General features: G+C 50.0%; 1 protein-coding gene. It reads left to right on the top strand.

Features of this window, described 5'->3' with window-relative positions; genetic code table 11:
* A partial coding sequence (locus tag SB660_RS20975; RefSeq protein WP_410584303.1) for a mechanosensitive ion channel family protein occupies positions 1-268 on the top strand: 268 nt, incomplete at both ends.

The raw sequence follows: 268 nt of genomic DNA, 5'->3' as shown, positions 1-268 counted from the left end.
GCTTATACTTTGCGAAGCCTCGCGCTTAATGTGTATGGATACATCCTGATTTTCGTTTTTATCGTAATGATTTTGGATTTATTTCACTACAATCCGAGCGCTCTCATTGCCGGCGCCGGCGTGGTCGGTCTCGCCGTCGGCTTCGGGGCTCAAGGGCTTGTCAGTGACATCGTCACCGGATTTTTTATCCTTTTGGAAAAACAGATCGACGTCGGTGATTATATTACGGTTGCCGGCTACAGCGGCATTGTCGAGCAGGTCGGTCTCC

Origin of the sequence: Bacillus sp. SIMBA_005, assembly GCF_046535585.1 — a bacterium.
Taxonomy (GTDB): Bacteria; Bacillota; Bacilli; order Bacillales; family Bacillaceae; genus Bacillus; species Bacillus pumilus.
The sequence above is the reverse complement of the archived record's forward strand: the minus strand, read 5'-3'. Positions and strand labels throughout refer to the sequence as shown.